Source organism: Streptomyces sp. NPDC031365, assembly GCF_055569765.1.
In genome coordinates this window covers 26,002-52,504 of sequence record NZ_JBVIIM010000009.1, presented here as the reverse complement: position 1 = coordinate 52,504, position 26,503 = coordinate 26,002, and the positions used below count along the sequence as shown (strand labels likewise).

The following is a 26,503-nucleotide window of genomic DNA, read 5'->3' as shown; positions in this document are numbered from 1 at the left end:
ACGCCCTCGCCGGCCGGGTGCGGGGGACACACCCGGCCGGCGAGGGCAGCCGGTGGACGCGCGGATCAGTTGAAGAACGGGACGGCGTCGGCGGGGTCGGCGTGCCAGTTGGTGGCGATGGGCCGGTCGACCGTGGCGGTGTCGGGGAGACGGAGCGTGACGGAGTTCTCCTCGTCACCGGCGACCGAGAGGTGGAGCCGGTCGAACTGGATGCCGTCGTTGTTGTTGGTGCTCTTGGGGCTGATGCCGGCGTAGGCGGCGGTGGAGCCGGCGAGGACGATGTCGTCGCTGACGCCGTGCTCGACGGGCGAGACCTCGGTGTCGGGGGAGGAGCCGAAGGAGGCGGAGGGGAACACGCCCTCCAGGTGGCAGATGAGGCCGGGCTTGGCCTTGGCGGTGACCAGGTAGTAGCCGCCCGCCTGCGTCTTGGTCGTGACCTTGAAGTCCAGGTCGCTGGTCGCGCAGGACCGGGTGATGGAGTCGCCGCTGTCGGCGGTGGCCGTGGCGGTGGCGGCGCCGCCGAGGGCGAGCGCGGCGACGGCGGCCAGGGCGAAGCGGGCGGAGCGGGCGGCGAGGCGTGAACGCACGGTGTTCTCCATGGGGTGACGTGGTGGTTCGTCCGGCGGCTGCCGGGATGACCGCAGCTTGTGCCGTGATCCGTCCCACTCGCCACGTCGAACGCCCAGCACGGGACGCCGGAACGCTGGAACGACATCTGACCAGCACGTATGTCGGCCGCATGGAACGGTCCACCGGGACGCGGACCGGCCGGTCGAGCCCGCGCGGGACACACTGGGCACACGGGCGCCACGCGCTCGGCACGCGCTCGGCGCACGGGGTCACACCTTGGGCAGCGGCCCGCCGGTCGGAACGGATCGCCCATGTGGGGCGCACGGGGGCCACTCACGCGGGGCGCCGCTTTTGTGCCTCACGAGGGTGGGGAGAACGTCCGGAGCCGGCTCAGGAGCGCGGGACGCGGACCACGCCCTCCTGGATGACCGAGACCGCCAGCCGGCCGTCCTGGGTGTAGATGCGGCCCTGGCCCAGTCCCCGGCCGCCGTGGGCCGACGGGGACTGCTGGTCGTACAGCAGCCACTCGTCGGCGCGGAACGGGCGGTGGAACCACATGGCGTGGTCCAGGGACGCGCCGACGACATCGCCGACGGCCCAGCCACCGCGCCCGTGCGCGAGGAGGATGGAGTCCAGCAGCGTCATGTCGGAGACGTACGTGGCGAGGACGACGTGCAGCAGGGGGTCGTCGCTGTCGAGCTTGCCGTTGGTGCGGAACCAGACCTGCGAGTGCGGGTCGCGCGGCTCGCCGAAGCGGCCGTAGGGAGGGTCGTCGACGTAGCGCAGGTCGACCGCGGCGCGGGCTCCGAGATAGCGGTGCACGATCTCCGAGGCGAGGTGCGGGTAGCCGCGCAGCCGTTCCTCGGACGTGGGCAGCCCGTCCGGGTCCGGTGAGGGCGGCATCGGCGCCTGGTGGTCCAGGCCCTCCTCGTACGTCTGGAAGGACGCCGAGAGGTGGAAGATCGGCTTTCCGTGCTGGACGGCGACCACGCGCCGCGTGGTGAAGGAGCGGCCGTCCCGGATCCGGTCGACGGTGTAGACGATCGGCGCACCCGGGTCGCCGATGCGCAGGAAGTACGCGTGCAGCGAGTGGGCGGGCCGGTCCGCGGGGACGGTACGCCCCGCGGCGACCAGCGCCTGCGCCGCCACCTGCCCCCCGAACACGCGGGGGACGGCGGAGGCGCGGGACTGACCGCGGAAGATGTTCTCCTCGATCTGCTCGAGGTCGAGCAGATCGAGGAGTTCCTGGAGTGCCTGGCTCATGAGGTCAGTTGTATACGGCAGGGATTTCCCGCGGCTTACAGGCCCATGTCCTTGGCGATGATCGACTTCATGATCTCGCTGGTGCCGCCGTAGATGCGGTTGACGCGGTTGTCCGCGTACAGGCGGGCGATCGGGTACTCGTTCATGTAGCCGTAGCCTCCGTGCAGCTGGAGGCAGCGGTCGATGACGCGGTGGGCGACCTCGGTGCAGAACAGCTTGGCGCTGGCGGCCTCGGCGGGGCTGAGCTCGCCGGCGTCCAGGGCCTCGGTCGCGCGGTCGGCGACGGCCTCGGCGGCGTCCACCTCGGCCTGGCAGGCGGCCAGCTCGAACTTGGTGTTCTGGAAGTGGGCGACCGGCTTGCCGAAGACGGTGCGCTCCTGCACGTAACTCTTGGCGAAGCGGACCGCGGCCTTGGCCTGCGCGTAGGCGCCGAAGGCGATGCCCCAGCGCTCGGAGGCGAGGTTGTGGCCGAGGTAGTAGAAGCCCTTGTTCTCCTCGCCGAGCAGGTCCTCGACGGGCACCTTGACGTCGACGAACGCCAGCTCGGCGGTGTCGGAGGTCTTCAGGCCGAGCTTGTCGAGCTTGCGGCCGACGGAGTAGCCCTCGGACTTGGTGTCCACGGCGAACAGGGAGATGCCGTGGCGGCGGTCCTCGGCCGTCGGGGCGGCGGTGCGGGCGCAGACGATCACCTTGTCGGCGTGGACGCCGCCGGTGATGAAGGTCTTGGCGCCGTTGAGGACGTAGTGCGTGCCGTCCTCGCTCAGCTTGGCGGTGGTCTTCATGCCCGCGAGGTCGGAGCCGGTGCCCGGCTCGGTCATCGCGATGGCCCACATCTCCTCGCCGGAGACGAACTTCGGCAGGAAGCGCTTCTTCTGCTCGTCGGTGGCGAGCATCTTGAGGTAGGGCAGGGCGAGCAGCACGTGCACGCCGGAGCCGCCGAACTGGACGCCCGCGCGGGCGGTCTCCTCGTAGAGGACGGCCTCGAACTTGTGGGTGTCCATGCCCGCGCCGCCGAACTCCTCGGGCACGCTGATGCCGAAGATGCCGAGCTCACCGAGCTTGTAGTAGAAGTCGCGGGGCGCCTGGCCCGCCGCGAACCACTCGTCGTAGACGGGCACGACCTCGGCCTCGATGAAGGCGCGGATCGTCTCCCGGAACGCCTCGTGATCCTCGTTGAAAACCGTACGGCGCACTGGTCGCCACCCCTTCTTGCGCCTGAACCGGCGCCGCTCTCGCGTACCTGGCTGCTCGCCGCGGGGGTTCCTCGATCGATGGTCGCGGTCCCATGGCTAAGCGCTTGCTCATTCAAGATACCGGCGAGTATCCACAGCCGTCCAGGGTGGAGGAACCGTAATGCTCGTCACCCCGCCGGGGCTCGGCGCGCGGCCGCCGCGAACGCGCCCCGGGCCATCCGGTGCAGCAGCTCGGCGGTCCCGGCGCGGTCGGGCAGGGAGCCGGGGCGGGTCAGGTGCGGGGTGGAGTTGAGCAGGCCGAACACGGAGTGCACGGCCGAGCGGGCGCCCGGTTCGGCCAGCCCCGGGTACAGCTCGCGCACCACCTCCACCCACAGCTCGACGTACTGCCGCTGGAGCTGCCGGACCAGCTTGCGGTCACTGTCCCGGAGGCGGTCCAGTTCACGGTCGTGCAGGGTGATGAGGGGGCGGTCGTCGAGCGCGAAGTCGATGTGCCCCTCGATCAGCGAGTCGAGGACCGCCTCGGGGGCCGCCTCACGGGCCTCCCCCAGGCGCTGCTTCGCGCCGGTCAGCAGCGAGTCACTGATCCCCACCAGCAGCTCCGCGAGCATCGCGTCCTTGCCCGCGAAGTGCCGGTAGAGCCCGGGTCCGCTGATGCCGACCGCGGCGCCTATCTCGTCGACCCCGACGCCGTGGAACCCGCGCTCGGCGAAGAGCCGGGCGGCTTCCCTGAGGATCTGCTCACGGCGGGTGGGGGCGTCGGTTCTGGTGGCCATGAGGACGATTCTAGACAGGGAGGTTAGCGGTCGTTAACCTGGAGGAAATGCGTTAACGCTCATTAACAAGGTGAGGGGACCCGCAGGATGCATGAGGCACCGGAGCTTCACAGCGCGGCCGATCCCGCGTCGGAGGCCTTTCGGGCCAACGAGGAGGCGCACCGCACCCTCGTCGGAGAGCTGCGCGCCAAGCTGGCCGCGGCAGCTCTCGGCGGCGGCGAGCGGGCGCGGGCACGGCACACCGCGCGCGGGAAACTGCTTCCGCGCGACCGTGTGGACACGCTCCTCGACCCCGGTTCGCCCTTCCTGGAGCTGGCCCCGCTGGCGGCGGACGGGATGTACGAGGGGCAGGCCCCGGCGGCCGGGGTGATCGCCGGGATCGGCCGGGTCGCCGGCCGGGAGTGCGTGGTCGTGGCCAACGACGCCACCGTCAAGGGCGGCACGTATTACCCGATGACGGTGAAGAAGCACCTGCGCGCGCAGGAGGTGGCCCTCGACAACCGGCTCCCCTGCGTCTACCTGGTGGACTCCGGCGGCGCGTTCCTGCCGATGCAGGACGAGGTGTTCCCGGACCGGGACCACTTCGGGCGGATCTTCTACAACCAGGCCCGGATGTCCGGCGCCGGCATCCCGCAGATCGCGGCGGTGCTCGGCTCCTGCACGGCGGGCGGGGCGTACGTCCCGGCGATGAGCGACGAGGCGGTGATCGTCCGCAACCAGGGCACGATCTTCCTCGGCGGCCCACCCCTGGTGAAGGCGGCCACCGGTGAGGTGGTCACGGCGGAGGAACTGGGCGGCGGCGAGGTCCACTCGCGGGTGTCCGGCGTGACCGACCACCTCGCGGAGGACGACGCGCACGCGCTGCGCATCGTGCGCACCATCGTCTCCACACTTCCCGCGCGCGACTCCCTGCCGTGGCAGGTGGAGCCGGCCGTCGGGCCCAAGGTGGACCCGGCGGGGCTGTACGGGGCGGTGCCGGTCGACTCCCGCACCCCCTACGACGTACGGGAGATCATCGCCCGGGTCGTGGACGGCTCCCGGTTCGCGGAGTTCAAGTCGGAGTTCGGGCAGACCCTGGTCACCGGCTTCGCGCGGATCCACGGCCACCCGGTGGGCATCGTCGCCAACAACGGCATCCTGTTCTCCGAGTCCGCCCAGAAGGGCGCCCACTTCATCGAGCTGTGCGACCAGCGCGGCATCCCGCTGGTGTTCCTGCAGAACATCTCGGGCTTCATGGTGGGCCGGGACTACGAGGCGGGCGGCATCGCCAAGCACGGCGCCAAGATGGTCACGGCGGTCGCCTGCACGCGCGTACCGAAGCTGACGGTGGTGGTCGGCGGGTCGTACGGGGCGGGCAACTACTCGATGTGCGGGCGGGCGTACTCGCCCCGCTTCCTGTGGATGTGGCCGAACGCCAAGATCTCGGTGATGGGTGGTGAGCAGGCGGCCTCCGTCCTCGCGACCGTCAAGCGGGACCAGCTCGAGGGGCGCGGCGAGGAGTGGCCGGCCGGGGACGAGGACGCTTTCAAGGCCCCGATCCGTGCTCAGTACGAGCGTCAGGGGAACGCTTACTACGCGACGGCCCGCCTCTGGGACGACGGCGTGATCGACCCGATGGACACCCGGCAGGTCCTGGGCCTGGCCCTGACCGCGTGCGCCAACGCGCCCCTGGGTGATCCCCAGTTCGGCGTCTTCCGGATGTGAGGGGACCCCTGACGATGACAGATCAGATGTTCGAGACAGTGCTGGTGGCCAACCGGGGCGAGATCGCGGTCCGCGTCATCCGCACCCTGCGGTCGATGGGCGTGCGCTCGGTGGCCGTGTACTCCGACGCGGACGCCGACGCCCGGCACGTCCGGGAGGCCGACACGGCGGTGCGGATCGGCCCGGCGGCCGCTTCGGAGAGCTACCTGTCGGTGGAGCGGCTGCTGGAGGCCGCCGCCCGCACCGGCGCGCAGGCGGTCCACCCCGGATACGGCTTCCTCGCCGAGAACGCCGCCTTCGCGCGGGCGTGCGCCCGGGCGGGCCTGGTGTTCATCGGGCCCCCGGCGGACGCGATCTCCCTGATGGGCGACAAGATCCGCGCGAAGGAGACGGTGAAGGCGGCCGGGGTCCCGGTCGTGCCGGGCTCCAGCGGCAGTGGACTGACGGACGAGCAGCTCGCCGGGGCCGCCCGCGAGATCGGCATGCCGGTACTGCTGAAGCCGTCGGCGGGCGGTGGCGGCAAGGGCATGCGTCTGGTGCGGGACGTCTCGGCGCTGGCCGACGAGATCGCCGCCGCGCGGCGCGAGGCCCGCGCCTCCTTCGGTGACGACACACTGCTCGTCGAGCGGTGGATCGACCGCCCCCGGCACATCGAGATCCAGGTGCTGGCCGACGGCCACGGGGGCGTGGTCCATCTGGGCGAGCGTGAGTGCTCCCTGCAGCGCCGCCACCAGAAGATCATCGAGGAGGCGCCCAGTGTGCTCCTCGACGAGGAGACCCGGGCGGCGATGGGCGAGGCCGCGGTCCAGGCGGCCCGCTCCTGCGGCTACCGGGGCGCGGGCACGGTGGAGTTCATCGTCCCGGGCAGCGACCCGTCGTCGTACTACTTCATGGAGATGAACACCCGCCTCCAGGTGGAGCACCCCGTCACCGAACTGGTCACGGGCCTCGACCTGGTCGAGTGGCAGCTGAGGGTGGCGGCGGGCGAACCGCTGGGGTTCGGGCAGGACGGCATCCGGCTCACCGGCCACGCGGTCGAAGCCCGTATCTGCGCGGAGGACCCCGCGCGAGGGTTCCTGCCCTCCGGGGGCACCGTGCTGACGCTGCGCGAACCGCAGGGCGACGGCGTGCGCACCGACTCCGGGCTGAGCGAGGGCACGGAGGTCGGCAGCCTCTACGACCCGATGCTGTCCAAGGTGATCGCCTACGGCCCCGACCGCGCGACCGCGCTGCGCAGGCTCCGGGCGGCGCTCGCCCAGACGGTGACGCTGGGCGTGCAGACCAACGCCGGGTTCCTGCGGCGGCTGCTGGCGCATCCGGCGGTGGTGTCGGGCGAGCTGGACACGGGACTGGTCGAGCGTGAGGTGGACGGGCTCGTACCCGACGGGGTGCCGGCGCCGGCGTACGCGGCGGCGGCGCTGCTGCGCCAGGCCCGCCTCGCGCCCGTCGGCGGGTCCGGCTGGGCCGGCCCGTTCGCCGCCGCCGACGGCTGGCGTCTGGGCGGTGAGCGGGCGTGGACGGACCATCACCTGCGGGTGCCCGGCCACGACCCGGTGACCGTGCGGGTGCGCAGCACACCGGACGGGGGGACGGAACTGCTGCTGCCGGGGACCGACACGCCTCTGCGGGGGTCCGCGGGTTCCGGGGGCGAGCACCGGTTCACCTTCGCGCTCGACGGCGTCACCCACACCTTCGCCGCCCTGCCGGACGGCACCTGGCTGGGCCGGGACGGCGACGCCTGGCAGGTGCGGGACCACGATCCGGTCGCCGCGTCCCTGACCCGGGCGGGTCAGGCGGGCGCCGACTCGCTGACCGCGCCGATGCCGGGCACGGTGACGGTGGTGAAGGTGGCCGTCGGCGACGAGGTGGCGGCGGGCCAGAGCCTGCTGGTGGTGGAGGCGATGAAGATGGAGCACGTCATCTCCGCCCCGCACGCCGGCACGGTCACCGAACTGGACGTGGCCCCCGGCACGACGGTCGCGATGGACCAGGTGCTGGCGGTCATCGCCCCCGTGGAGGAGGAGACGGCATGAACGCCGCGGAACTGGGCCTCCCGACGGCCGTACCGGCCGAGGGACTGCCCGCGCGCGTGCGCATCCACGAGGTCGGCGCGCGCGACGGCCTGCAGAACGAGAGGGCGACCGTCCCGACGGCCGTCAAGGCGGAGTTCGTCCGCCGCCTGGCCGGCGCGGGTCTGACCACCATCGAGGCGACGAGCTTCGTGCACCCCACGTGGGTGCCCCAGCTGGCGGACGCCGAGGACCTGTACCCGGCCGTGTCCGACCTGCCGGTGTCGCTGCCGGTCCTGGTGCCGAACGAGCGCGGCCTGGACCGCGCGCTGGCGCTGGGCGCGCGGCGGGTGGCGGTGTTCGCCAGCGCCACGGAGTCCTTCGCCAAGGCCAACCTCAACCGCACGGTGGACGAGGCGCTGGTGATGTTCGAGCCGGTGGTGGCCCGGGCGAAGGCGGAGGACGTCCATGTCCGCGGTTATCTCTCGATGTGCTTCGGCGACCCGTGGGAGGGCGCGGTCCCGGTCGCCCAGGTGGTGAGGGTCTGCCAGGCCCTGCTGGACATGGGCTGCGACGAGCTGAGTCTGGGCGACACCATCGGGGTGGCCACTCCGGGCCATGTGACGGCCCTGCTCACCGCGCTCACCGCGGCGGGCGTGCCCGTGTCCGCGCTCGGCGTGCACTTCCACGACACCTACGGCCAGGCCCTGTCCAACACCCTGGCCGCGCTCCAGCGGGGCGTCACCACGGTCGACGCCTCCGCCGGCGGGCTGGGCGGCTGCCCGTACGCGAAGTCCGCCACCGGCAATCTCGCCACCGAAGACCTCGTGTGGATGCTGCGGGGCCTCGGCATCGACACCGGGGTCGATCTCGGCCGTCTGGTCGCCACAAGCGTCTGGATGGCCGCCCACCTGGGCCGAACCAGCCCGTCCCGCACCGTACGAGCCCTCTCCCACCAGGAGCAGTGAACGACCATGGACCACAAGCTCTCCCCCGAACTGGAAGAACTCCGCCGCACGGTGGAGGAGTTCGCGCACGATGTGGTGGCGCCGAAGATCGGTGACTTCTACGAACGGCACGAGTTCCCGTACGAGATCGTGCGGGAGATGGGCCGCATGGGCCTGTTCGGCCTGCCGTTCCCCGAGGAGTACGGCGGTATGGGCGGCGACTACTTCGCCCTGGGCGTGGCCCTCGAGGAACTGGCGCGGGTCGACTCCTCCGTGGCCATCACGCTGGAGGCGGGGGTCTCGCTCGGCGCGATGCCTTTGCACCTCTTCGGCACCGAGGAGCAGAAGCGCCAGTGGCTGCCCCGCCTGTGCTCGGGCGAGACGCTGGGCGCGTTCGGCCTCACGGAGCCGGACGGCGGCAGTGACGCGGGCGCGACCCGTACGACGGCCCGGCTGGACGAGTCGAGAGACGAGTGGGTCATCAACGGCACCAAGTGCTTCATCACCAACTCGGGCACGGACATCACGGGCCTGGTCACGGTCACGGCGGTCACCGGCCGCAAGCCCGACGGCAGGCCGCTGATCTCGGCGATCATCGTCCCGTCCGGCACCCCGGGCTTCACGGTGGCGGCCCCGTACTCGAAGGTCGGCTGGAACGCGTCGGACACGCGTGAGCTGTCCTTCGCCGACGTCCGCGTCCCGGCCGCCAACCTCCTCGGCGAAGAGGGCCGCGGCTACGCCCAGTTCCTGCGCATCCTCGACGAGGGCCGCATCGCCATCGCGGCGCTGGGCACGGGCCTGGCGCAGGGCTGTGTCGACGAGTCGGTGAAGTACGCCAGGGAACGGCACGCGTTCGGCCGTCCGATCGGCGCCAACCAGGCGATCCAGTTCAAGATCGCCGACATGGAGATGAAGGCCCACACCTCCCGCCTCGCCTGGCGCGACGCGGCGAGCCGGCTGGTGGCCGGCGAGCCCTTCAAGAAGGAGGCGGCGCTGGCCAAGCTGTACTCCTCCACGGTGGCGGTGGACAACGCCCGGGACGCCACGCAGATTCACGGCGGCTACGGCTTCATGAACGAGTACCCGGTCGCCCGCATGTGGCGCGACTCCAAGATCCTGGAGATCGGCGAGGGCACGAGCGAGGTCCAGCGGATGCTGATCGCCCGCGAGTTGGGCCTGACCGGCTGAGTCCCGGGACCGGCACCGGCCCGCGCCCGTCGGGGCGCGGGCCGTCGCGTCCCCGGCCGGCACGATCCGCCCTCGTCCGGGGCGTGCGCGTGAGCGGGGCGCGAGCGGACGGGAAGCCGGTCTTCCCCCGGCATACACCGTGGACCACGCTTCACCCAATTAGGCGCACTATGCCGGATTTACCACAGATCACTGATAGTTTGCCCAGGTTTCCAATGCTTCGGGCATCCTTGGTGGTGGGCAGTGACAAACACGGTGGTACGTCGTGAGCTTCTGGTCTCACGGCACTGGATTCAGGCGGGAGCACTGGTCGCGCTCTTCGGCTTCTTCGTGATGGGACTTCTCGCCTACCGGACGTACGACGCGAGTCCCCCCATCCCCAAGCAGGTGGTCAGCGAGAGCGGTCAGGAGCTCTACACCGAGGAGGACGTCGCAGACGGCCAGAAGGTCTTCCTCGCCCACGGCCTGATGCAGTACGGCTCGGTCCTGGGCCACGGCGCCTACCTCGGCCCCGACTACACGGCCGACTACCTGCGTCGCTCCGCCCTCGACATGCTCAAGGCGCAGGGCGGCGACGACGAGGCACGCGACCGGGTGGAGCAGGAGATGCGCGCCAACCGCTACGACAGCCGCTCCGGCCGGCTGACGTTCACCGAGCGGCAGGCAGACGCCTTCGAGGCGCTCAAGGCGCACTACGCGGCCTACTTCGCGGCTCCCGACACCGGTAGGGGCCTGCGCTCGGAGGCGATCACCGACGAGCGGCAGATCCACCAGCTGACGGCGTTCTTCTCGTGGACCGCGTGGGCCTCTGCCACCGAACGCCCCGGCAAGGACTACACCTACACCAACAACTGGCCCCCGGAACCGCTCGTGGGCAACACCCCCAGTGCCCATGTGGTGCTCTGGAGCGTGGTCTCGCTGATCGCCCTGCTCGGCGGGATCGGCCTGCTCTTCGCCGCCGTCGGCCGCTGGGGCGGGCAACTGGGCTGGCAGGGGCGGCAGGCCGATGCCCTCACCTTCCACCCGGCCGACCGGATCAGCCTCACCCCGTCACAGCGCACGACCGCGTACTTCTTCCTCGTCATGGTGGTGCTGTTCCTCGCCCAGGTGATGCTCGGTTCCGCCTCCGAGCACTACCGTGCCGAGATCACCGACTTCTTCGGCTACGACCTCGCCAAGGTGCTGCCGTACAACCTGGCCCGCACCTGGCACCTGCAGCTCTCACTCTTCTGGGTGGTGGCCGGGTTCCTGGCCGCGGGCATCTTCCTCGCACCGCTGATCTCCGGCCGTGAGCCCAGGCGGCAGCACATCCTGGCCTGGGGACTGCTGATCGCGGTCGCCGTCGTCGTCTTCGGCTCGCTGATCGGTGAGGGCCTGTCCATCCACGGGCTGATCGACCCGGGGAACTTCTTCGGCAGCATGCAGTTCGAGTATCTCGATCTGGCCCGCGTGTGGCAGATCCTGCTCGTCGTCGGCCTGTTCCTGTGGCTGTTCATGATGTGGCGGGTCATGCGCAGGACCCTGGCCCAGGAGCACAGGGGCAACATGCCCTGGCTCTTCTTCCTCGCCGGCCTGACCATCCCCGTCGTCTACGCGGTCGGGCTGCTGGCACGCGCCGGGGACCACTTCACGGTGACCGAGTTCTGGCGCTTCTGGGTGGTGCACCTGTGGGTGGAGGACTTCCTCGAGCTGTTCACCACCACGATGGTCGCCTACATGTTCGTGCTGCTCGGCGTCGTACGCGAGAAGGTCGCCCTCGTCGTCATCTACCTGGACATCATCCTGTACTCGGCGGGCGGCGTCCTGGGGACCATGCACCACCTGTACTTCAGCGGCGAGCCCGCGGAGCACATGGCGCTCGGCGCCTTCTTCTCCGCGATGGAGGTCATCCCGCTGACCTTCCTGACCGTGGAGGCGTGGAGCTTCATCCAGCTCGGGGCACACCAGCAGACGGAGTCCAAGTCTCCCTTCCCGCACCGGTGGGCCGTGATGTTCCTGGTGGCGGTGGGCTTTTGGAACTTCCTCGGCGCCGGGGTCTTCGGCTTCCTGATCAACCTTCCCATCGTGTCCTACTACCAGATCGGCACGGCCCTGACGGCGAACCACGCACACGGCTCCATGATGGGCGTGTACGGGATGCTGGCCATCGCCTTCGCCGTGTTCGCGTTGCGCTACATGATTCCCTCCGACAAGTGGCCGGAGAAATGGATCCGCTTCTCGTTCTGGTCGCTGAACATCGGGCTGGCCTGGATGTGCTTCGCGACCCTGCTGCCGATCGGCCTGGTGCAGCTGTACAAGTCCGTGGACTCCGGCTACTTCGAGGCCCGCGAGCTGCACTACCTCACCGGCGACCCCGCGCTGAACTTCCTGGAGTGGATGCGCATGCCCGGTGATCTGATCTTCATCATCGGCGGTGTCCTCCCGCTGCTGTGGCTGTGCTGGCTCGGCGTACGTCACCGGGGCCGCGAGGCCGCCGCCGATCCCGCCACCGGTGCGGTGCCGGCGCCCCGGCTCTCCGACATCGACGAGACCATCACAACGGACAAGCGGTGATCGGCCCGTTCGCCACCGAGGCGGTCCTGATCGACGGCTACGCGGCGGTCCTGCTGGCCGCCGCCGCCGGTCTGGACCGGCTGGCCCGCCACATCTCCACACGCAGCGAGCGGCTGCGCACCGGTGGCTTCACCTACCGGCCCGAGCACGACGCCTGGGTCTGCCCCACCGACCAACTGCTCTGGCCCCAGCGCCCGGACCGGGACGGAGAGCTGGTGCGGTACCGGGCCAAGCCGGTCGTGTGCAACGCCTGTCCCCGCAAGGACGACTGCACGTCCGACGACGGCGGACGGGAGATCGTCCGTCCGCTGCGTCCGTGGCCCCACTCCGAGGCCGGGCGCTTCCACCGCGGTGTGGCCCTGGTGCTCGTCGCGCTCGCCGCACTGCTCGTCGTCGTCGAGGCCGTACGCCATCACGCGCCCGCCGATCTCGCCCTCTCCGGTGCGACGGGCGCCGCGACGGCCGCGGCCGGCTGGTGGCTCACCGCCCACTTCCGGGCCACCCCCGCGGGCTTCCCCGAGCCCGGCCTTCCCTCCACCGCGTTCTCATCGCCGTTCCCGGACGCGCCCTCGGCCCCGTCCTCGGCGTCGTTCCGGGCACCCTCCCGCTACGCGACCGTCCGGGGCCGCGGTTCCGCGTCCGACGACAGGAGCAACCTGTGATCTGGACACCCCTCACCGTCTCCACCGCCGTCGCCGTCATCATCGGCTGCGGCGCCGCCGCGGCGGCAGTGAGCCTGCGCGTCCTGCGCGAGTACGAGCGCGCCGTCGTCTTCCGCCTCGGCCGCCTGCGCACCCTGCGCGGCCCGGGTCCGGTGCTCCTGGTGCCGCTGGTGGACCGCATGGTCCGGGTCGACCTGCGTACGGTGGCCCTGACCATCCCGCCGCAGGAGGCCATCACCCGCGACAACGTTCCCGTACGGGTCAACACGGTGGCGTATTTCCGGGTCGTCGACCCCACGCGCTCGGTGACGGAGGTCGAGAACTACGCCGTGGCCACCTCCCAGCTCGCCCAGACCACCCTGCGCTCCGTACTCGGCCGGCACGACCTGGACGCGCTGCTGGCCGAGCGCGACCGCCTGGGCACGAGCCTCCAGCACATCCTCGACGAGCAGACCGAGCCCTGGGGGGTGAAGGTCACCCTGGTCGAGATCAAGGACGTCGAGATCCCCGAGGCCATGCAGCGGGCCATCGGACGGCAGGCGGAGGCCGAGCGGGAGCGCCGCGCCAAAATCATCGGCGCCCAGGGTGAGGTCCAGGCCGCCCACAACCTCCGGGACGCGGCGGCGAAGCTCGCCGAGCATCCCGCCGCCATCCAGCTCCGCTACCTGCAGACCCTGATGGAGCTGGGCAGCGAGGGCCGCTCCACCGTCATCTTCCCGGTCCCGGTCGACCTGCCGGGTGCCGGGGGGACGTCCGCGGGGACCTCCGCGGGCACCTCGCTCAGCGAGATGCTTCCGGCCGCCATGTCGGCGGCGGCGTCCCACCGTCTGCCGGAGTGAGAGGAACGGACGCCACCCCGGAAGACCCTTCCGGGGGACGTGAGGACGGGTGCGACTACCGTGCGTGGACCGTCGTGCCGCACCCGCCCGACGTTCGCCTCCGGCATCAGCGACGGCACGAGCCACGTGCTCAGCCGTCGGTCAGGACGGATCGTCAGGAACGCCAGGGGAGCCGGGAGCAGTGCCGAGCCGGCGGTCCGGTAACGGCCTCATGTGACGCCCGGCTTCGGGCGGGCCGGGGATCCTATGGGGAGCCACCGGGCCGGGAACACCGCCCACAGGGGGATCAGGAGCACCACCCGGGGAGCATGCCGTCGTCGTCCGCGGGCCCGCGGGAGGTCAGCCCCCGTCCGCCTGAGGGTAGTTCGCCGCCGGAGTGCCCCAGCGTCGGACCGACCCCACGGTCACCCCCTCACGTGACGGGAATCACGGTACAGGCCGCGCATTTCACCCCACTCGGCCGGGGATGCAGACCGGGCACCCTGTGGACATTTCCTGAGGTTAGGCTAACCTAAGCCTGTTTCCAGCCAGGGGTCCCGCAGGTTCGCACCCAGTGGCTCCGCTCCGTCCGCACGAAAGCAGATCCGCCCATGTCGAACGCCCGAACCGCCCGCTTCTCCCGCCGCGGACTGCTCGCCGCCGGCGGCGCCCTCGGACTCGGCGCCGCGCTCACGGCCTGCGGTGACGATCAGACGAAGAGCGGGGGCTCCGAGCCGACGAAGGCGGCGAAGTCCGGCCCCTGGTCCTTCAAGGACGACCGCGGCACCACCGTGAAGCTCGACAAGGTCCCTGCGAACATCGTCGCGTTCACCGGTGTGGCGGCCGCGCTGTACGACTACGGCATCCAGGTCAAGGGCGTCTTCGGGCCGACGGAGACCAAGGACGGCAAGGCCGATGTGCAGGCCGGCGACATGGACATCAGCAAGGTGACCATCCTCGGCAACGTCTGGGACCAGTTCAACGTCGAGAAGTACGCGACGCTCGCGCCCGACGTCCTGATCTCCACGATGTTCGACGACACCGGCACCCTCTGGTACGTCCCCGAGGCGTCCAAGGACAAGATCGCCAAGCTCGCCCCGAGCGTCGCCATCTCCGTCTACGACCGCCAGCTGACCGGCCCGCTCCAGCGGATGTGGGAGCTGGCCGAGTCGCTCGGCGCCGACATGAAGGCGGCGAAGGCCACCGACGCCAAGAAGCGCTTCGAGGAGGCCTCGGAGCGGCTGCGCAAGGCCGTCAGGACCAACCCCGGCATCAAGGTGATGGTGGGCTCGGCGAGCCCCGAACTCTTCTACGTCTCCGGCACCAACCTCTCCGTCGACCTGGAGTACTTCAAGGCCCTCGGCGTGAACTTCGTCGAGCCGACGGAGGAGGCCAAGAAGGCCACCGGCGGCTGGTTCGAGAGCCTCAGCTGGGAGAACGTCGACAAGCACGAGGCCGACGTCATCATGATGGACGACCGCACCTCGGCCATCCAGCCCGCCGACATCACCGAGGCGACCTGGAAGAAGCTCCCCGCGGTCAAGGCCGGCCAGGTCATCGCCCGCTCCACCGAGCCGATCCTGTCCTACGACAAGTGCGTCGCGCCGGTCGAGGCGCTCGCCGCGGCCATCGAGAAGGCCAAGAAGGTCGGCTGACCCTCCCTGACAGAACCCTCCTTCCCCGGAGCCATACGTGAGCACTGCCGTAGCCGCCCCGTTCCGCTTCTTCGCCCTCCAGGTCGCAGCGACGAGGCGGCTCGGCCCGTCCCTGGTCCGGGTCACCTTCGCCGGTCCCGACCTGCGCGACTTCCGCTCCGAGGGGCGGGACCAGTCGCTGTCGCTGTTCCTGCCGCACCCGGGGCAGAGCGAGCCGGTCGTGCCGCTCGAACGGGGCGACGACTGGTGGCAGGGCTGGCGCGAACTGCCCGAGGACGTGCGGGCGGTGATGCGCTCGTACACGCTCCGGGAGCTGCGCGCGGACGCCGGGGGGCACACCGGCGAGGTCGACATCGACTTCGTGCTGCACGGCATCACCGAGGAGGCCGGCGCGTCCGCCGAGGCGGGTCCGGCGTCCCGCTGGGCCGCCCGCGCCACCGCCGGTGACCGGGTGCTGCTGCTCGGTCCCGCGATCGCCGACAACCGCGCGATCCGCTTCCGCCCGCCCGGTGACACCGACCTGGCCCTCCTGTGGGCCGACGAGACCGCCCTGCCCGCCGCAGCGGCCGTCCTCGGGACCCTCCCGGCCGGCACCCGCGCCCGGGCATGGCTGGAGGTACCGCACTCGGGGGACATCCAGGACCTGGCGACCGAGGCGGACGCCGAGATCACGTGGTACGTCCGGGAGGGGGCCTCCACCTCACCGGCCCAGGCCTCCCCCATGGCCCTGGAGGACCTCCGGGCCGCCGAACTCCCGCCCGCCGCCCGGCCGTACGTCTGGCTCGCCGGGGAGGCGGGCTGTGTCAGGCAACTGCGGCGGCACGTCGTCGGCGAACGCGGGATCGACCGCCGGCGGGTGACGTTCGTGGGCTACTGGCGCCGCGGGCTGACGGAGGAGCAGATGCGCGAACTGGGTTGATGCGCCACGGAGTTGACGGTCCGCCATGTTCCCGGCGGGAGTGATTGCCGTCACGGCCGGGAGCGGAAGGGACTGACGTGTGGTTTAGGTTAGGCTACCCTAAGCTACGCACTGGACAGCTCCCCGCACCGGACCGTCCCCACCGGAGGACCCCCATATGCGCTCACACCTGCTCAACGACACCACCGCGGAGCACTACCGTCGCTCCGTGACCGAGGGAGTCGAGCGGGTGGCCGCGAAACTCGCCACCACCGAGCGGCCGTTCACCGGGATCCCGGTCGACGCCCTCGCCCCCCGCATCGACGCGATCGATCTCGACCGCCCCCTGCACGACACCGCCGCGGTGCTGGACGAACTGGAGGACGTCTACCTCCGGGACGCGATCTACTTCCACCACCCCCGCTACCTCGCCCACCTCAACTGCCCGGTCGTCATCCCGGCCGTGCTCGGCGAGGCGGTGCTCTCCGCCGTCAACTCCTCCCTGGACACCTGGGACCAGTCGGCCGGCGGGACCCTCATCGAACGGAAGATCATCGACTGGACGACCGGCCGTGTCGGCTTCGGCCCGGCCGCCGACGGCGTGTTCACCTCCGGCGGTACCCAGTCCAACCTCCAGGCGCTGCTGCTGGCCCGTGAGGAGGCCAAGACCGACGACCCCGCGAAACTGCGCGTCTTCGCCTCCGAGGTCAGCCACTTCAGCGTGCAGAAATCCGCGAAGCTGCTCGGCCTCGGTCCGGACGCCGTGGTGGTGGTACCCGTCGACCACGACAAACGGCTGCACACCGTCGCCCTCGCCCGTGAACTGGAGCGCTGCCGCGAGGCGGGCCTGGTCCCCATGGCCGTCGTCGCCACCGCCGGCACCACCGACTTCGGCTCCATCGACCCGCTGCCAGAGATCGCCGGGCTGTGCGAGCAGTACGGCACCTGGATGCACGTGGACGCCGCCTACGGCTGCGGACTGCTCACCTCGCTGAAGTACCGGGGCCGCATCGACGGCATCGAGCGCGCCGACTCGGTCACCGTCGACTACCACAAGTCCTTCTTCCAGCCGGTGAGTTCGTCGGCCCTGCTGGTCCGTGACGCCGCCACGCTGCGGCACGCCACCTACCACGCCGAGTACCTCAACCCACGCCGCATGGTGACCGAGCGCATCCCCAACCAGGTGGACAAGTCCCTGCAGACCACCCGCCGCTTCGACGCGCTCAAAGTGTGGATGACCCTGCGCGTGATGGGTGCCGACGGTATCGGCGAGCTCTTCGACGAGGTCTGCGACCTCGCGGCCCGGGGCTGGAAGCTGATGGCCGCCGACCCCCGTTTCGACGTGGTGGTCGAGCCGAACCTCTCCACCCTGGTCTTCCGCTACATCCCGGCGGCCGTCACCGACCCCGCCGAGATCGACCGCGCCAACCTCCACGCCCGCAAAGCCCTGTTCGCCTCCGGTGACGCGGTGGTCGCGGGCACCAAGGTGGCGGGACGCCACTACCTGAAGTTCACCCTGCTGAACCCCGAGACCACGACGGACGATCTCTCGGCCGTCCTCGATCTGATCGCCGGCCACGCCGAGCAGTACCTGGGAGAGACCCTTGACCGCGCCTGCTGAAGCCCCGCACCCCGCCCACGACTTCGTGGGCATCGGCCTGGGCCCCTTCAACCTCGGCCTCGCCTGCCTCACCGAGCCCATCGACGAGCTGAACGGCGTCTTCCTGGAGTCGAAGCCGGACTTCGCGTGGCACGCCGGGATGTTCCTGGACGGCGCCCACCTGCAGACCCCGTTCATGTCGGACCTGGTCACCCTCGCCGACCCGACGTCCCCGTACTCCTTCCTCAACTACCTGAAGGAGAAGGGCCGACTGTACTCGTTCTACATACGCGAGAACTTCTACCCGCTGCGGGTCGAGTACGACGACTACTGCCGCTGGGCCGCGCAGAAGCTGAGCAGCATCCGCTTCGGCACGACGGTCACCGAGGTGACGTACGACGAGAGCGAGGAGCTCTACGTCGTGGCGACGGCGGCCGGTGACACCTACCGTGCCCGGCACCTGGTGCTCGGCACCGGGACCGTACCGTTCGTCCCGGAGCCGTGCCGCGGCCTGGACGGCGACCTCTTCCACAACGCGCGGTACACGCACCGCAAGGCGGAACTGCTGAAGAAGAAGTCGGTCACGATCGTCGGCAGCGGACAGAGCGCCGCCGAGATCTACCACGAACTGCTCTCCGGGATCGACGTCCACGGCTACCAGCTCAACTGGGTCACCCGCTCCCCGCGGTTCTTCCCGCTGGAGTACACCAAGCTGACCCTGGAGATGACGTCCCCGGACTACATCGACTACTTCCGCGCACTGCCCGAGGAGACCCGCTACCGCCTGGAGAAGCAGCAGAAGGGCCTGTTCAAGGGCATCAACTCGGAGCTGATCGACGCGATCTTCGACCTGCTGTACCAGAAGCACGTCGAGGGCGCCGGCCGCCCCGTCCCCACCCGGCTGCTCACCAACTCCTCGCTCACCACCGCCCGGTACGAGGACGGCGCGTACACGCTCGGCTTCCACCAGGACGAGCAGGGCAAGGACTTCGAGATCCGCACCGAGGGCCTGGTGCTGGCCACCGGCTACCACTACGAGCCCCCGGCCTTCCTCGACCCGGTGCGGGACCGGATCCGCTTCGACGGTCACGGCCGCTTCGACGTCGCCCGCAACTACGCCATCGACGTCACCGGCCGCGGGGTCTTCCTGCAGAACGCGGGCGTCCACACGCACAGCGTCACCAGCCCCGACCTGGGCATGGGCCCGTACCGCAACGCGTCCATCATCCGTGAGCTGCTGGGCACCGAGTACTACCCGGTCGAGAAGGCCATCGCGTTCCAGGAGTTCGCGGTATGAGCAGTACGGGAAATGCGGGTCATACGGGCATAGGTACGTTCACCGTCCGCCCCCTGGACCCGCTCAAGGACGCCGAGCTGCTGCACCGCTGGGTCACCGACCCCAAGGCCGCGTTCTGGATGATGCAGGACGCGAAACTCCAGGACGTCGAACGCGAGTACATGCGCATCGCCGCCCACGAGCACCACCACGCCCATCTGGGCCTGCACGACGGCGAACCGGCGTTCCTGATGGAGAGGTACGACCCCCGGTACGCCGAACTCGTCGGCCTGTACGACCCCGAGCCGGGCGATGTCGGCATGCACTTCCTGGTCGCCCCCACCGACCGCCCCGTCCACGGCTTCACCAGGGCCGTCATCACCGCCGTGATGGAGGAGCTGTTCGCCGACCCCGCGACCCGCCGGGTCGTGGTCGAACCGGACGTGGGCAACAAGGCCGTACACGCCCTGAACGAGGCCGTGGGCTTCGTCCCCGAGCGTGAGATCGACAAGCCGGAGAAGCGCGCACTGCTGAGCTTCTGCACACGCGCACGGTTCATGGCCGCCGCCCGAGGAGTGTCCGTATGACCCTGTCCGACGCCGTGGCGCATCTGTCCCCCCACCACTGGGCACGGGCCAACCGGCTGCTGATCCGCAAGGCGCTCGCCGAGTTCGCGCACGAGCGGCTCATCACGCCGGAGGCCACCGGCGACGGCGGGTACGTCGTCCGCAGTGACGACGGCCTGACCCGGTACACCTACACGGCGACCCGGCGCGCCCTGGACCACTGGCAGGTCGACGCCGACTCGATCACCCGTCACCGCGGTGACGCCGAACTCGAGCTGGCGGCCCTGGACTTCCTCATCGAGTTGCGGAAGTCCCTGGGCCTGAGCGACGAGATCCTGCCGGTGTACCTGGAGGAGATCTCCTCCACCCTGTCGGGCACCTGCTACAAGCTCACCAAGCCGCAGGTCCCGGTCGCCGAGCTGGTCGGCGCCGGCTTCCAGGCCATCGAGACCGGTATGACCGAGGGCCACCCCTGCTTCGTCGCCAACAACGGCCGGCTCGGCTTCGGTGTCCACGAGTACCGGTCGTACGCGCCGGAGACGGCGAACCCGGTCCGGCTGGTGTGGCTGGCCGCGCACCGCTCGCGCGCCGCGTTCACGGCCGGCGTCGGGATCGAGTACGAGTCGTTCATCCGCCAGGAGCTGGGCGAGGAGACCGTCGAGGGCTTCCACGCCGTCCTGCGCGACCAGGATCTGGACCCCGCCGACTACCTCCTGATTCCCGTCCACCCCTGGCAGTGGTGGAACAAGCTCTCCGTCACCTTCGCCGCCGAGGTCGCCCGCCGTCACCTGGTCTGCCTGGGCGAGGGCGACGACGAGTACCTCGCCCAGCAGTCCATCCGTACCTTCTTCAACCGGTCGCACCCGGAGAAGCACTACGTCAAGACGGCACTGTCCGTCCTCAACATGGGCTTCATGCGCGGGCTGTCCGCCGCCTACATGGAGGCGACCCCGGCGATCAACGACTGGCTGGCACAGCTCATGGACAGCGACCCGGTACTTCGGGCCACAGGACTGTCGATCATCCGGGAGCGGGCCGCCGTGGGCTACCGGCACCTGGAGTACGAGCAGGCCACGGACCGCTACTCGCCGTACCGCAAGATGCTGGCCGCGCTGTGGCGTCAGAGCCCGGTGCCGTCCCTGGAGAGCGGCGAGTCCCTCGCCACCATGGCCTCGCTGGTCCATGTCGACCACGAGGGGAAGTCCTTCGCCGGCGCGCTGATCGGGCGCTCGGGGCTCGCCCCGGCCGAGTGGCTGCGGCGCTACCTGCGCGCGTACTACGTCCCGCTGCTGCACAGCTTCTACGCCTACGACCTGGTGTACATGCCGCACGGCGAGAACGTGATCCTCGTCCTGGCGGACGGCGTGGTGAAGCGCGCGATCTACAAGGACATCGCCGAGGAGATCGCGGTGATGGACCCGGACGCGGTCCTCCCGCCGGAGGTCACCCGCATCCGGGTGGAGGTCCCGGAGGACACGAAGCTGCTGTCGATCTTCACGGACGTCTTCGACTGCTTCTTCCGCTTCCTCGCGGCGAACCTGGCCGAGGAGGGCGTCCTGGACGAGGACGGATTCTGGGACACGGTCGCGGAGGTCACCCGTGAGTACCAGTCATCGGTGCCGGAACTCGCCGGCAAGTTCGCCCGGTACGACATGTTCGCCCCCGAGTTCGCCCTGTCCTGCCTCAACCGCCTCCAGCTGCGCGACAACCAGCAGATGGTCGACCTGACGGACCCGTCCGGCGCCCTCCAGCTGATCGGCACGCTGAGGAACCCCCTCGCGGGTCGGTAGCAGCCCCCGCGTACGGACGGGCGCTCCGGAAGCACGGTCCTTCGGAGCGCCCGTCCAGGCATACACCTCAGGTACGGGAGGGCTCAGATCCAGCCCTCCCCCGGGCACGCGGGGAACTGCGCGACCAGCCCCCACGGCGTCGCAGCCGACTCACCACGGTCAGGACCACGGCACCTGCGGCGACTTGTAGTAGCCCACCCCCAGCGCCTCCCACCGCGGGGCCTGCGCGGCCAGCCGCTCCCGGTACCCCGCCCAGTCATGCGTGGCCGCAGGCGACCACCCCAGCTCGGCGATCCCCGGCAGCCTCGGGAAGGCCATGAACTCCAGCTCGCCCGAATCCGACAGCGTCTCCGTCCACAGCGGCGCCTCGACGCCCCGCACCGCGGACTCCGGCACACCCTCCAGATACGCCCCCGGGTCCCAGTCGTAGGACCGCTGCACCTCGACGTACCCCGCCCAGGACAGCCCGAGCGGCGTGTTCTTGTCGTACTTCATGTCGAGGTAGGCCCGGTCGGCCGGCGAGAGGATCAGCCCGGTGCCGTTCCGCGCGGCCTCGGCGACCTGCTCCTTCTCCGCACCGCTGGTGCGGTCCAGACCCCAGTACTGGGCGAGCGCGCCCTTCGCCGGGTCCGCGCCGGTCAGCTGGTGCCAGCCGATCACGGTCTTGCCGTACTTCGCGACGATCGGCTGCACCCGGTCCATGAACGTCACGAAGTCCTCGTGCGGGGTGGAGTGCGCCTCGTCGCCACCGATGTGGAGGTAGCGGCCGGGTGTGAGCGCGGCGATCTCCCGCACCACGTCGTCCACGAAGTCGTACGTGATCTCCTTGTCGACGCACAGCGAGCTGAAGCCGACCTCGATGCCGGTGTACAGCGGGGGTGCCACGCCGTCGCAGTTCAGGTCGGCGTAGGAGGCGAGGGCCGCGTTGGTGTGGCCCGGCATGTCGATCTCGGGGACGACCTCCAGGTGACGTGAGGAGGCGTAGCGGACAATCTCCTTGTAGTCGGCCTTGGTGTAGTGGCCGCCGGGCCCGCCGCCGACCTCGGTCGAGCCGCCGTAGGTGGCCAGGCGCGGCCAGGAGTCGATGGCGATGCGCCAGCCCTGGTCGTCGCTGAGGTGCAGATGCAGCTTGTTGATCTTGTACAGGGCGATCTGGTCGATGTAACGCTTGACCTCGTCGACGGAGAAGTAGTGCCGGGAGACGTCGAGCATGGCGCCGCGCCAGCCGAAGCGCGGGGTGTCCGTGATGATGCCGCCCCCCACCAGCCAGGGGCCGGGCTGTTCGGAGTTCTGCTCGACGGACGCGGGGAGCAGCTGGCGCAGGGTCTGCACCCCGTGGAAGAGTCCGGCGGGCTCGGCGGCGGTGAGGGTGACGCCCGAACGGCCGCTGTGCAGGCGGTAGCCCTCACTGCCGTAGGTGCCCTCGGCGATCCGCAGCCGGATGCCACCCTTGCCGTGGTCGGTGACCGGCAGCCGGTAGCCGGTGGAGGGCCGCAGGACGTCCGCGAGGTACTCGCCGACGCGGCGGGCCTCACGGGAACCGTCGACCCGGATCGGGGTGTTCTCGGTGATGCGGTACGGGGATCCGCCCGGTTCCACCGAGGCGGGGGCCGGGATCACCCGGTCCAGCGGGACGGGGGTCGCGCCCCGGGCGGGGCTGTCGCCCTGCACGGGGGCCGCTCCCACCATGACGGCCCCTGCCGCCACGACCAGCAGCAGGGATCCGAGCAGCCGGGTGGTGCGGGGAGTCGTTCCGTGGTGCCGTCGTTGCCGTCTCACACGCGCTCCCTTCTCAACTCCGTGGCTCCCGCGGGGGAAGCCGCATCTCAACTCCGGGGCTCCCGCGAAGGAAGCCGCATCTCAACTCCGGGGCTCCGCAAGGGAAGCCGGATGGGGTATAGACCACTCTCCCGCAGATCCGGTGAAACAATCACCCCATGGCGGAAATCATCCAGAAGGACGGTACGTGGACGTTCGACGGGGAGACCCTGCGGCTGACTCCCGGCCGGGACAAGAACGTCGGCCTGCTGCGCAGGACCTTGGGTGAACTGGTGCTGCCCCTCCAGGCGTTGGCGGGAATATCGTTCGAGCAGGGGAAGAAGGCGGGGCGGCTGAGGCTGAGGCTGCGCGACGGCGCCGACCCCCTGCTGCACGCGACCGGCGGCCGGCTCGCCGAGCCGCACGACCCCTACCAGCTGATCGTCGACTCCGACCGCTACGGCGTCGCAGAGTACTTCACGGAGGAGGTCCGCACCGCACTGCTGCTGGACCAGATCCCCTCCGACCCGGTGACCGGGTATCTGATGCCCGGCCCGTCCGTGCCGCTGTCCGTCTCGGCCGGGGACGGCACGGTGAGTTTCGACGGCGAGCGCGTCCGGCTGGAGTGGAACTGGAAGACGGAGGACGCCAAGGCCGCCGCCGGCACCCGCACCCTCGCGGTGACGGACCTGACCGGCGTGGAGTGGCAGCCGGCGGCCGGGCTGGAGAACGGCCACCTCCGCTTCACCGTGCGCAACGCCGCCACCAGGGCCCCGGCCAAGTACGACCCCAACTCGGTGGAGCTGTGGGGCTTCAAGAAGGATCCGCTGATGGCGCTCGTGGCCGCCGCCGTCCAGGCCCGCCTGCCCCACCCGGCCGCACCCGCCGACGACGCCGGCCCGGGGGAACCGGAGGCCTCCCCGCGGCCGCCTTCCTCCCCCTCCGAGGACGACCACGACGCCTTGCTCCGCCGGCTGCGGGAGCTGGGTGAGCTGCACCGCTCCGGCGTGCTCACCGACGAGGAGTTCACCCTCGCCAAACAGGCGATCCTGAAGCGGATGTGACCGCACCACCACGGGACCTGCCCGATATCGGGCACGATTCTTGCGAAACCGCTGCCGGTACCTCAGGATCATCGGGTGCACGACGAACTTGTTGATCATCTGACGCGGTCCACGCCCCTCAGCCGGGGCGAGGCGCTGCGGGTGATCCAGGACGTGCTCGCCTACTTCGACGAGACGACCGAGGAGTACGTCCGTCGCCGCCACCGCGAACTCCAGGCCCAGGGCCTGGTGAACGCGACGATCTTCGAACGGATCGAGGCGGACCTCAGATACCGAGCGGTGGCGCCGCCCGAGCTCTCGCTCCGGCAGCTGCGCCGCATCGTCTACGGCTAGGAACATACGCATATGTGCGGAATCGTCGGATACATCGGCAGGCGTGAGGTCGCCCCGCTGCTGCTCGAGGGCCTGCAGCGCCTGGAGTACCGCGGCTACGACTCGGCGGGCATCGCGGTCACGTCCCCGAAGACGGCCGGTCTGAAGATGGTCAAGGCCAAGGGCCGGGTGCGCGACCTGGAGGCGAAGGTCCCGGCGCGCTTCAAGGGCACCACCGGCATCGCCCACACCCGCTGGGCCACCCATGGCGCCCCCTCCGACGTGAACGCCCACCCCCACCTGGACGCCGGGGGCAAGGTCGCCGTCGTCCACAACGGCATCATCGACAACGCCTCCGACCTGCGCCGCAAGCTGGAGGCGGACGGCGTCGAGTTCCTCTCCGAGACCGACACCGAGGTCCTCACCCACCTCATCGCCCGTTCGCAGGCGGAGAAGCTGGAGGACAAGGTCCGCGAGACCGTGCGCCTCATCGAGGGCACCTACGGCATCGCCGTCCTGCACGCCGACTTCCCGGACCGCATCGTCGTCGCCCGCAACGGCTCCCCGGTCGTCCTCGGCATCGGCGAGAAGGAGATGTTCGTCGCCTCCGACATCGCCGCGCTGGTCGCCCACACCCGGCAGATAGTCACGCTGGACGACGGCGAGATGGCCACCCTCAAGGCCGACGACTTCCGCACGTACACCACCGAGGGCACCCGTACGACCGCCGAGCCGACCACCGTGGAGTGGGAGGCGGCCTCGTACGACATGGGCGGCCACGACACCTACATGCACAAGGAGATCCACGAGCAGGCCGAGGCCGTGGACCGCGTGCTGCGCGGCCGGATCGACGACCGCTTCTCCACCGTGCACCTCGGCGGCCTCAACCTGGACGCCCGTGAGGCGCGCCGGATCCGCCGCGTGAAGATCCTCGGCTGCGGCACCTCGTACCACGCCGGCATGATCGGCGCGCAGATGATCGAGGAGCTGGCGCGCATCCCCGCCGACGCCGAGCCGGCCTCCGAGTTCCGCTACCGCAACGCGGTCGTGGACCCCGACACCCTGTACGTCGCCGTCTCCCAGTCCGGTGAGACGTACGACGTGCTGGCGGCCGTGCAGGAGCTGAAGCGCAAGGGCGCGCGGGTGCTGGGCGTGGTCAACGTCGTCGGCTCCGCGATCGCCCGCGAGGCGGACGGCGGCGTCTATGTGCACGCCGGTCCTGAGGTGTGCGTGGTGTCCACCAAGTGCTTCACCAACACCACCGTCGCCTTCGCTCTGCTCGCCCTGCACCTGGGACGCACGCGTGACCTGTCGGTGCGCGACGGCAAGCGGATCATCGAGGGCCTGCGCCGGCTCCCGGGGCAGATCGCCGAGGTCATGGAGCAGGAGGAGGAGATCAAGAAGCTGGCCCTGGAGTACGCCGAGGCCCGCTCGATGCTCTTCATCGGCCGTGTCCGGGGCTACCCGGTGGCCCGTGAGGCCTCGCTGAAGCTCAAGGAGGTCTCCTACATCCACGCCGAGGCCTACCCCGCCTCCGAGCTCAAGCACGGCCCGCTGGCCCTGATCGAGCCGGCCCTCCCCACGGTCGCGATCGTCCCGGACGACGACCTGCTGGAGAAGAACCGCGCGGCTCTTGAGGAGATCAAGGCCCGCAGCGGCCGGATCGTCGCCGTCGCGCACCAGGAGCAGGAGAAGGCCGACCACACACTCCTGGTCCCCAAGAACGAGGACGAGCTGGACCCCATCCTGATGGGCATCCCCCTCCAACTCTTCGCCTACCACACCGCCTTGGCCCTCGGCAGGGACATCGACAAGCCGCGGAACCTCGCCAAGTCGGTAACGGTCGAGTAGGACACCGGGGGAACGCGGGACACCGCGCGTCCCTCAGGTGCGCAGCCGCG

At 70.4% G+C, this 26,503-nt stretch carries 21 protein-coding genes; 16 read left to right on the top strand and 5 right to left on the bottom strand.

All coding sequences use genetic code 11. The features are described from left to right. Positions 1-65 precede the first annotated feature (65 nt). From ACZ5C2_RS15830 to ACZ5C2_RS15815, 4 genes are all read right to left on the bottom strand, one after another. Positions 66-587: a DUF4232 domain-containing protein gene (locus ACZ5C2_RS15830; protein ID WP_468790700.1), complete on the bottom strand. Its 522-nt coding sequence runs from the start codon at positions 585-587 to the stop codon at positions 66-68. Between the two features lie 373 nt (positions 588-960). Continuing rightward, positions 961-1,833: an acyl-CoA thioesterase gene (locus ACZ5C2_RS15825; RefSeq protein ID WP_468790698.1), complete on the bottom strand. Its 873-nt coding sequence runs from the start codon at positions 1,831-1,833 to the stop codon at positions 961-963. Between the two features lie 35 nt (positions 1,834-1,868). After that, positions 1,869-3,026, bottom strand: a complete 1,158-nt coding sequence (locus ACZ5C2_RS15820; RefSeq protein ID WP_468790696.1) for an acyl-CoA dehydrogenase family protein — start codon at positions 3,024-3,026, stop codon at positions 1,869-1,871. A 167-nt stretch (positions 3,027-3,193) separates the two neighbouring features. Continuing rightward, on the bottom strand, positions 3,194-3,802 hold the full coding sequence (locus tag ACZ5C2_RS15815) for an SACE_7040 family transcriptional regulator (protein WP_468790694.1): 609 nt from the start codon (positions 3,800-3,802) through the stop codon (positions 3,194-3,196). Between the two features lie 87 nt (positions 3,803-3,889). On the opposite strand from ACZ5C2_RS15815, the gene ACZ5C2_RS15810 reads away from it, so the two are divergent. The 13 genes from ACZ5C2_RS15810 (at position 3,890) to ACZ5C2_RS15750 (ending at position 21,468) form a co-directional block, all read left to right on the top strand. Further along, entirely contained in the window at positions 3,890-5,506 is a 1,617-nt protein-coding gene (locus tag ACZ5C2_RS15810; protein WP_468790692.1) for a carboxyl transferase domain-containing protein, read from the top strand. Positions 5,507-5,532: 26 nt separating this feature from the next. Continuing rightward, the gene (locus tag ACZ5C2_RS15805) at positions 5,533-7,539 is read left to right on the top strand and encodes an acetyl/propionyl/methylcrotonyl-CoA carboxylase subunit alpha (RefSeq protein WP_468791033.1); all 2,007 of its coding nucleotides are present in this window, start codon (positions 5,533-5,535) and stop codon (positions 7,537-7,539) included. Beyond that, complete coding sequence (locus ACZ5C2_RS15800; protein WP_468790690.1) at positions 7,536-8,483, top strand: hydroxymethylglutaryl-CoA lyase; 948 nt, start codon at positions 7,536-7,538, stop codon at positions 8,481-8,483. The genes ACZ5C2_RS15805 and ACZ5C2_RS15800 overlap by 4 nt, the downstream gene beginning before the upstream one ends. 6 nt (positions 8,484-8,489) lie before the next feature. Then, a complete protein-coding gene (locus ACZ5C2_RS15795; RefSeq protein ID WP_468790688.1) occupies positions 8,490-9,650 on the top strand; it encodes an acyl-CoA dehydrogenase family protein in 1,161 nt (386 codons plus the stop codon). 243 nt (positions 9,651-9,893) lie between these two features. After that, complete coding sequence (locus tag ACZ5C2_RS15790; RefSeq protein ID WP_468790686.1) at positions 9,894-12,203, top strand: nitric-oxide reductase large subunit; 2,310 nt, start codon at positions 9,894-9,896, stop codon at positions 12,201-12,203. Continuing rightward, positions 12,200-12,865, top strand: a complete 666-nt coding sequence (locus ACZ5C2_RS15785; protein WP_468790684.1) for a hypothetical protein — start codon at positions 12,200-12,202, stop codon at positions 12,863-12,865. Before ACZ5C2_RS15790 ends, ACZ5C2_RS15785 begins: the two co-directional genes overlap by 4 nt. After that, entirely contained in the window at positions 12,862-13,704 is an 843-nt protein-coding gene (locus ACZ5C2_RS15780; protein ID WP_468790682.1) for a slipin family protein, read from the top strand. The genes ACZ5C2_RS15785 and ACZ5C2_RS15780 overlap by 4 nt, the downstream gene beginning before the upstream one ends. Before the next feature lie 590 nt (positions 13,705-14,294). Then, positions 14,295-15,338: an ABC transporter substrate-binding protein gene (locus ACZ5C2_RS15775; RefSeq protein ID WP_468790680.1), complete on the top strand. Its 1,044-nt coding sequence runs from the start codon at positions 14,295-14,297 to the stop codon at positions 15,336-15,338. Positions 15,339-15,375: 37 nt separating this feature from the next. Then, a complete protein-coding gene (locus ACZ5C2_RS15770) occupies positions 15,376-16,257 on the top strand; it encodes a siderophore-interacting protein (RefSeq protein ID WP_468790678.1) in 882 nt (293 codons plus the stop codon). Positions 16,258-16,414: 157 nt separating this feature from the next. Then, entirely contained in the window at positions 16,415-17,857 is a 1,443-nt protein-coding gene (gene desA, locus ACZ5C2_RS15765; protein WP_468790676.1) for a lysine decarboxylase DesA, read from the top strand. After that, positions 17,841-19,133 (top strand): lysine N(6)-hydroxylase/L-ornithine N(5)-oxygenase family protein, encoded by a 1,293-nt coding sequence (locus ACZ5C2_RS15760; protein ID WP_468790674.1) that lies wholly within the window; start codon positions 17,841-17,843, stop codon positions 19,131-19,133. The genes desA and ACZ5C2_RS15760 overlap by 17 nt, the downstream gene beginning before the upstream one ends. Further along, on the top strand, positions 19,130-19,699 hold the full coding sequence (locus ACZ5C2_RS15755; RefSeq protein ID WP_468790672.1) for a GNAT family N-acetyltransferase: 570 nt from the start codon (positions 19,130-19,132) through the stop codon (positions 19,697-19,699). The genes ACZ5C2_RS15760 and ACZ5C2_RS15755 overlap by 4 nt, the downstream gene beginning before the upstream one ends. Further along, positions 19,696-21,468, top strand: a complete 1,773-nt coding sequence (locus ACZ5C2_RS15750; RefSeq protein ID WP_468790670.1) for an IucA/IucC family protein — start codon at positions 19,696-19,698, stop codon at positions 21,466-21,468. Before ACZ5C2_RS15755 ends, ACZ5C2_RS15750 begins: the two co-directional genes overlap by 4 nt. 159 nt (positions 21,469-21,627) lie before the next feature. On the opposite strand, the gene ACZ5C2_RS15745 is transcribed toward ACZ5C2_RS15750, so the two are convergent. Further along, positions 21,628-23,247: a beta-N-acetylhexosaminidase gene (locus ACZ5C2_RS15745; protein ID WP_468790668.1), complete on the bottom strand. Its 1,620-nt coding sequence runs from the start codon at positions 23,245-23,247 to the stop codon at positions 21,628-21,630. Between the two features lie 158 nt (positions 23,248-23,405). Between ACZ5C2_RS15745 and ACZ5C2_RS15740 the strand changes: the two genes are divergently transcribed. The 3 genes from ACZ5C2_RS15740 (at position 23,406) to glmS (ending at position 26,453) form a co-directional block, all read left to right on the top strand. Next, positions 23,406-24,290: a DUF4429 domain-containing protein gene (locus ACZ5C2_RS15740; protein WP_468790666.1), complete on the top strand. Its 885-nt coding sequence runs from the start codon at positions 23,406-23,408 to the stop codon at positions 24,288-24,290. A gap of 75 nt (positions 24,291-24,365) precedes the next feature. After that, the gene (locus ACZ5C2_RS15735; protein WP_030869322.1) at positions 24,366-24,623 is read left to right on the top strand and encodes a hypothetical protein; all 258 of its coding nucleotides are present in this window, start codon (positions 24,366-24,368) and stop codon (positions 24,621-24,623) included. Positions 24,624-24,635: 12 nt separating this feature from the next. Then, entirely contained in the window at positions 24,636-26,453 is a 1,818-nt protein-coding gene (gene glmS / locus ACZ5C2_RS15730; RefSeq protein ID WP_468790664.1) for a glutamine--fructose-6-phosphate transaminase (isomerizing), read from the top strand. Positions 26,454-26,503 lie beyond the last annotated feature (50 nt).